We start from the raw sequence: 6,477 nt of genomic DNA, 5'->3' as shown, positions 1-6,477 counted from the left end.
AAATGAGATTTGAGCTTCCATAACATTAAGATTTATACACAAAGTTACGCATCATTCCATTTTCATCCGGGTTTGTGATTGCTCTTTAATCATGATTATTTCTTTTAAAAATTCACTTATATGTCCAACCAAAGGGTTTACCCATTTTGATGCAAATCAAATATTTTTTCCATCATCATCCATTTTTCACCTTTTTTGGCACCTGGCAATGCTTTTTGATATTTCAACATTAGTTCTTCCCACTTCTGAACCACTGGATTATTGGCGTCCATTTCTCCTTTTCTTTCAAAAGTAAAAGTATCATTGGCCTCGATAATCATAAACATCCTGTTGCCAACGCAATAAATATCAAGATTTTCAATTCCTGAACTAACAATACTTTCTGTTATTTCAGGCTAAATCTTTTCATGATATTTTTTGTATTCGGCTATTAATGCCGGATCTTCATTTAAATCTAATGCGAGACAATATTTTTGAGTTTTCATATTATTTTATTTAAAATTTAAGGTTCAAAACCGAAAATTATTGATTTAGAATTGATCCTTTTTCTGTATCCAATTTTAAAAACAAGTTTATTTACTATAACTTTTTTTATTTTAGAATATCACGTTTTGATACTATTTCAAAAAATAAAATTATTGCATTATTATGTTTAATATTGCCTCAAAATTATCATTATTTAAGCTTTTATTATCTTAAAAATTAATTCTTTAAAAAAAAACAAGCAATTACTACATTTTTAAGCATAATTAGGCAAATGCTAATTGAATAATAGCATTAACCACTGAAAAATAAAATCTTATTAGAATTATTTTTCAGACATAAACATTAAACAAATAAAAAAAACGGGTTTAAAAATCTTGGACTATAGCTTTTTTTCGATATTCCTTAGGAGTTGTTCCCATTAACTTTTTGAACAGCTTATTGAAGTTTGAAGCTGTTTTATATCCGCATTGGTAGGCGATTTCAGAAATTCCCAAATCGGTTTCAATCAAATATTTGCAAGCATTTGATACCCTGATTTCGTTCAGATATTCCACAAATGGTTTTTTTGTTTTTGCCTTAAACATTCTGCAAAACGAAGTAGGTGTCAGATTGGCGATTTTAGCAATTTCATCAAGGGATATTTCTTCTTTATAATTTGATTTCACATATTGAAAAACCTCTGCCAATCGGTCATTTTTATTATCATCGCTAACAGAAACATAAGAGTTATCATTGATATATCTTAAATCTTTACTTTTTGATAAAAGAAACAATATTTCAATTAATCCCATAATAACTTCAAATCCTTTCTTTTTCAGTAATGTTTTCATTTTTTTAGCAATCAGCACATTTGTCTGTCCAGTAATGGCTACTCCTTTTATGGCCTGAGAAAGAAACTTTTTTACTTCTTGAGCTTCCGGTAACTCATAAAAAGAATTCCCAAAAAGGTCTCTGCTAAAATAAACCACAACAGCCTTGGCTTTTAAGCTGTTAGTTTCTTTATAAAAAACCTCATCATTAAGCCATACGTGCGGAATATCGTCTCCCAGGAAAACCATATCACCAGATTCGAATGATTCTACGGAGTTTCCAATAATACGTTTTCCGTGACTTTCCAAGATATAAACCAGCTCAAACTCTGGATGAGAATGAAATGGCGACTGAAAAAAATATTCTTCCCGAGAAAACACAGAAAGTGAAGTATTTGTATAGGAAGCAATATTTGTTTTAACAATTTTCATCTTGAAGCTAATGGTAATTTAATAATTAAAGATAAAATTGAATTAATCACTAAAAAAAAAAAAAATAGATATAATTTTATATTTCGAAAAAAGCAAAAATAGAAAAAAAACCACATCGCAAAACGAAATCGATATAATAAGCGCTATCCTTAATAAACAATCCAAAATATTTTTTGAATTTCTGTTTTTATTCTTAGTTCAAATACTCTTTTCGTTTTCCTTTTTCCACATTAAAATTTAAAAAGAATTTAATCCTATTAAATTCATGACTATTTTAATCAAATCTTCTATAACCCAACTCTGCGCCACCACTTACCGGCATGATATTCCCTGTAATAAATCTGGCTTTGTCCGAAACAATAAATACACAAGTATCAGCGATGACATCTCCTTCTGGACAATAACCCAAAACATGAATATTATCTAGATACTTTTCTATTTTGGCTGGGTCTTTTTGTTCTTTTCACCATTTTCGCAACATAGGAGTCCATACTCCGGCTGCTGCCACAGCATTGACCCTTATTTATATTTGGCATAATCAAGAGCCATCGATTTGGTAAGTGCATTTAAAGCTCCTTTTGTTGCCGAATAAGCGGCGTGGTTTTCCTGACCAATCTCTCCAACAAGACTACTGGTATTCAAAATACATCCTTGTGTTTGCTTTAAAGCATCTAAACCATATCGTGTCGTAAACAAAATACTTTTAAGATTGACATCAAAAAATTTATCCCATTCGTATTCATCTGTTATTTCCAATGGCTTTGAGGGATTGGCAATACCCGCATTATTGTGAATCACATCAATCTTTCCGTATTCATTTAAAGTAAACTGAATTGCTTTTTCCACATCGGATGGAATAGAAATATCTCCAAAAAAAAACTATGTCCTTCTCCCAATATTTTTATTGATTCATTATTTGGAAACCTACAAAATTCACGCTTCGCAAACAGAAAAGAAAAACGAAGATGGGCCTTGTTTGTTTACAGTTGACCTGGTACCCACTGTTGAACTAATTCGATTATTTCGTTCCTACGGAAACGACATAAAAGTAGTATCTCCTGTTTGGATTCAATACAAAATTAAAAATAAATAGCAAAGATGAAACAGAAAAATAAATCATTGGTTTTTCATTACAACACTATTGGGCACGGCAGGACAACTCCTAAATTATTACGAATTCAATTATCTCCTGAATTCACCAAAATTGATTTTGGATATATTACCGATCCAATATACATCAATGGAGGATGGATTAAAATGGCTCCAACAACTTTTATCGAAAACAATGTTTCAAAAGAAAAATACGTTCTTACAAAAGCGGAAGGTATTCCTCTGGCGCCAACAAAACATAATTTTCAATCCAAAAAAGATTGAAGGTATTTCTCATTGTATTTCCCTCCTATCCCCCAAGAAAATAGCATCATTAATATCATAGAAAAAATAAATGGAAGCCCGAATGATTTTACTATTATGGCGTTGACTTAAAAATGCTTGAGGGAATTGAAATAGTATAAATAACAATCGTAAATTTTACGATGCTTTAATCGCAAAAATCATTAGAAACAATCGGAAATTATATGAATGTTTTCATTGCAAAAAATTATTGGAAACAATCGTAAATTTTATGATTTTTTAATTTAATTTATATAAATGAAAAAAAAAAACCCATCCTCAAAAATGGGATGGGTCAAATATAGTAGCGGGAACAGGACTCGAACCTGTGACCTTCGGGTTATGAGCCCGACGAGCTGCCTACTGCTCTATCCCGCGTTGTTTCGGGTGCAAATATACGACGAATTTTAATAAATACAAGCTATTTTTAAAAAAATATTTGAGTTTTATGTATTCCACTGACCGGCTATCTTTTACAAAGAAAAAACGACCGGAAGCGACGTTGTTTATTTTCCTTAAATAAAAAAACCTGCGAAGCAAGCTAAGCAGGTTTTCTATAAACTATAAAAATCAGAGATTATTCTTCAGAAACAATGGCTGTGTTTTTGCCAGTTGACACTTTTAAAACTTGGGCTACGCCTCTGTCGTTTACCATTGTCATATTCAACACATCCAGTTTCGACAAATCTTTTGAAACCAATCCACTGAATTGATTGTAAGAAATATTCAATTCTTTAAGGTTGTTCAATTTTTCCAAATCGAAAGGAACTTGACCGTTCATTTTATTGTCAAACAAACTTAATTGTTGGATATTGGTCAAATTGGCTACCGAATTACTCAAGGTTCCAGAAATTTTATTGCTGTTCAAAAGCAATATTTTCAAGTTTTTCAATTCATAAACCGATTCTGGAATTTGGCCTTCTATTGCATTGTTATACAAAGACAGCTTTTCCAAATTGCTCAATTTTCCAATTTCAGAAGGAATGTTTCCAGAAAAATCATTCATGAACAACTCCAAGTTTTTCAATGAAGACAAACCACATATTGATGCAGGAATTGCTCCCGACAATTTATTGAACGACAAATTAAGTGATTCCAATGCTTTCATCTCTCCAATTGAAGAAGGAACAGTCCCTGAAATAGCATTTTTATACAAGTTCAAATTTTTCAAATTAACCAAATTTGAAATCTCTGAAGGCAATGTTCCAACTAAATTATTATTGGCCAATTGCAAAGACACTATTTTATCTTCTTGTACCCCAACGCCATACCAAGAAGAAACAGGAGCTTTCAAATCCCATTTTGAAGTCCAGTTCGCACCATTTGTGGCATTATATATTTTTATAAGTGCATTTTTTTCAGAAACGGATACATCTGCTTTCATTACAAATGAAAACATAATTAAAAACAGTACTGTGTATATCTTTCTCATAATGTTGTCTTTATGAATTAATTCATCGACCAAAGTAGACAAAATACGGATTACCGTCAAAAATAATCGACGAAATACACAATTAAAAACATAACGGTGTTTTATTCTTACAAATTATATTGTCGCTTACCGTAAATAACCCAAGTTAAGAACTACAAATTTTTCCCAACACAATTATAAAATTCCTATATTTGATTCTCTAACTTAAAAACACAGCATTATGGAATTCAATTTATTAGCCGTTTTAGTTGCGGCATTATCTTCATTTGTAGTAGGATTTATATGGTATAATCCAAAAGTTTTTGGAACCATTTGGATGAAAGAAGCCGGCTTGACCCAAGAACAACTTCAGAAAGGAAATATGTTGAAAATTTTCGGGCTTACCTTTATATACGCATTTATGTTGGCGTTCATGCTGCAAAATCTGGTTATCCACCAATCAGGTGCATTGGGCATGGTAGGCGGACCCGTACTTGCCGAAAGTGCAAAACCTTCCTTTTCGGCTTTTATGGCAGATTATGGAGATGCCTTCCGATCTTATAAACACGGAGCTCTTCACGGCTTTATTTCAGGAATATTTTTGGCATTGCCCATCATTTCAATAAATGGTTTGTTTGAACACAAATCATGGAAATACATGGCCATTCAAGCTGGATATTGGACTGTTATCATGACAATAATGGGTGCCATCCTTTGTGGCTGGAAATAAATTTAACATTTAATTATAATAGAATCGCTCTACATTTGTGGAGCGATTTTTTTTCATTTGAAACCACCCTTATCCATAAAAATTTATTCTTCGGCTGCTGATCTTCCAGAAAACTGGAACGACTTGGCTTTGGACAATATTTTCCTAAGCAAGGAATATTTGGAAATTTTGGAAAAATCCGCTCCAATAAACATGATTTGCCATTTTATTGGATTATTCCAAGACCATGAATTAGTGGGAACGGCTCTGTCCCAATTTTTGGATTTAAACAAAATGGATTCTTTTGGAGAACGTGACAGATGCCTCAAAACCACTGCCCGAAACCTCCTTTTCAAAAACTTCTGCTCCCATATCCTGATTATTGGAAACAATATGCTTACTGGGCAAAATGCTTTTTCTTTTTCTGGCAAAATAGACAAAATTCAGGGATTGCAAGTATTGAAAACCGCTTCGAAAAAACTGGAAATCATCTTTAAAAACAAAGGACTAAAGGTTCACATCACCACTTTTAAAGACTTTGAAATGGAAGAAACAGCGGCTTTTCAACAAGCTGGATTTCGAAATCATTTTCAATATTCCACCCAACCCAATATGCTGTTCGACATTCCAAACCAATGGAGATCGGAGCAAGATTACATTGAGGCTTTATCCAAAAAATACCGTGACCAATACAAACGCGCCCGGAAAAAAGCCGACGGCGTAGAAAAAAGGAAAATGCACTTGGAAGACATTGTCAAACACGAAGAGACTATTTATGATTTGTATCATCACGTAGCAAAAAATGCCCATTTCAACACCTTCTTTCTTTCCAAAAACCACTTCAGGACTTTTAAGGAAGTGCTTCAAGACAAGTTCCTTTTTTATGGCTATTTCCTGGATGACAAATTGATTGGATTCAATACGCTAATCAAAAATGGAGCCGTAATGGACACTTACTTTTTGGGGTATGACGACAGTGTGCAACGCGAAAAAATGCTCTACCTGAACATGCTCTACGACATGATTGCCTACTCCATCAACAAAGGATTCAAGGAAATAATTTTTGCCCGGACTGCGCTGGAAATCAAGAGTTCCATAGGAGCAAAACCAATGAAAATGTATGGATACGCCCAACACAGCAACCCCATTGCAGATCTTGCCTTCGAAAAAGTTTTTAGTTATCTGGAACCAAAAGTCGCTTGGAAAGAACGAAATCCTTTCAAATAATTATGGCAAAA

At 32.9% G+C, this 6,477-nt stretch carries 8 protein-coding genes, 1 tRNA gene and 1 pseudogene; 4 read left to right on the top strand and 6 right to left on the bottom strand.

Annotated elements, in window-relative coordinates:
- Nucleotides 1-137: 137 nt before the first annotated feature.
- From BUC16_RS05700 to BUC16_RS17925, 4 genes and pseudogenes are all read right to left on the bottom strand, one after another.
- A complete protein-coding gene (locus BUC16_RS05700; RefSeq protein ID WP_317614989.1) occupies nt 138-389 on the bottom strand; it encodes an L-rhamnose mutarotase in 252 nt (83 codons plus the stop codon).
- A 462-nt stretch (nt 390-851) separates the two neighbouring features.
- Nucleotides 852-1,727, bottom strand: coding sequence for an AraC family transcriptional regulator (locus tag BUC16_RS05695; RefSeq protein ID WP_073368589.1), 876 nt, complete (start codon nt 1,725-1,727; stop codon nt 852-854).
- 274 nt (nt 1,728-2,001) lie between these two features.
- Nucleotides 2,002-2,169, bottom strand: a pseudogene (locus BUC16_RS17930) (hypothetical protein); the annotation flags it as partial.
- 77 nt (nt 2,170-2,246) lie between these two features.
- On the bottom strand, nt 2,247-2,591 hold the full coding sequence (locus BUC16_RS17925) for an SDR family oxidoreductase (protein WP_317614988.1): 345 nt from the start codon (nt 2,589-2,591) through the stop codon (nt 2,247-2,249).
- A 40-nt stretch (nt 2,592-2,631) separates the two neighbouring features.
- Between BUC16_RS17925 and BUC16_RS17955 the strand changes: the two genes are divergently transcribed.
- Nucleotides 2,632-2,820, top strand: a complete 189-nt coding sequence (locus BUC16_RS17955; protein WP_073368585.1) for a WCX domain-containing protein — start codon at nt 2,632-2,634, stop codon at nt 2,818-2,820.
- Between the two features lie 5 nt (nt 2,821-2,825).
- Nucleotides 2,826-3,101, top strand: a complete 276-nt coding sequence (locus BUC16_RS05675) for a hypothetical protein (RefSeq protein ID WP_073368583.1) — start codon at nt 2,826-2,828, stop codon at nt 3,099-3,101.
- A 323-nt stretch (nt 3,102-3,424) separates the two neighbouring features.
- Here BUC16_RS05675 and BUC16_RS05670 read toward each other — a convergent pair.
- Both BUC16_RS05670 and BUC16_RS05665 read right to left on the bottom strand, forming a co-directional pair.
- Nucleotides 3,425-3,497 (bottom strand) — tRNA-Met (locus tag BUC16_RS05670).
- 199 nt (nt 3,498-3,696) lie between these two features.
- Nucleotides 3,697-4,551, bottom strand: a complete 855-nt coding sequence (locus BUC16_RS05665; RefSeq protein WP_073368770.1) for a leucine-rich repeat domain-containing protein — start codon at nt 4,549-4,551, stop codon at nt 3,697-3,699.
- Between the two features lie 220 nt (nt 4,552-4,771).
- On the opposite strand from BUC16_RS05665, the gene BUC16_RS05660 reads away from it, so the two are divergent.
- Nucleotides 4,772-5,260: a DUF1761 domain-containing protein gene (locus tag BUC16_RS05660; protein WP_073368581.1), complete on the top strand. Its 489-nt coding sequence runs from the start codon at nt 4,772-4,774 to the stop codon at nt 5,258-5,260.
- Between the two features lie 57 nt (nt 5,261-5,317).
- Nucleotides 5,318-6,466 (top strand): GNAT family N-acetyltransferase, encoded by a 1,149-nt coding sequence (locus BUC16_RS05655; protein WP_073368579.1) that lies wholly within the window; start codon nt 5,318-5,320, stop codon nt 6,464-6,466.
- The last annotated feature ends 11 nt before the right edge of the window (nt 6,467-6,477 follow it).

The organism is Flavobacterium fluvii (assembly GCF_900129545.1).
Lineage (GTDB): Bacteria > Bacteroidota > Bacteroidia > Flavobacteriales > Flavobacteriaceae > Flavobacterium > Flavobacterium fluvii.
This window is presented reverse-complemented; position numbering and strand designations above follow the sequence as displayed.

Bases quoted from the DNA above. Each gene is read 5' to 3' on its own strand.
- BUC16_RS05695 (WP_073368589.1), bottom strand. From the start codon at position 1,727: ATGAAAATTGTTAAAACAAATATTGCTTCCTATACAAATACTTCACTT.
- BUC16_RS05665 (WP_073368770.1), bottom strand. From the start codon at position 4,551: ATGAGAAAGATATACACAGTACTGTTTTTAATTATGTTTTCATTTGTA.
- BUC16_RS05675 (WP_073368583.1), top strand. From the start codon at position 2,826: ATGAAACAGAAAAATAAATCATTGGTTTTTCATTACAACACTATTGGG.
- BUC16_RS05660 (WP_073368581.1), top strand. From the start codon at position 4,772: ATGGAATTCAATTTATTAGCCGTTTTAGTTGCGGCATTATCTTCATTT.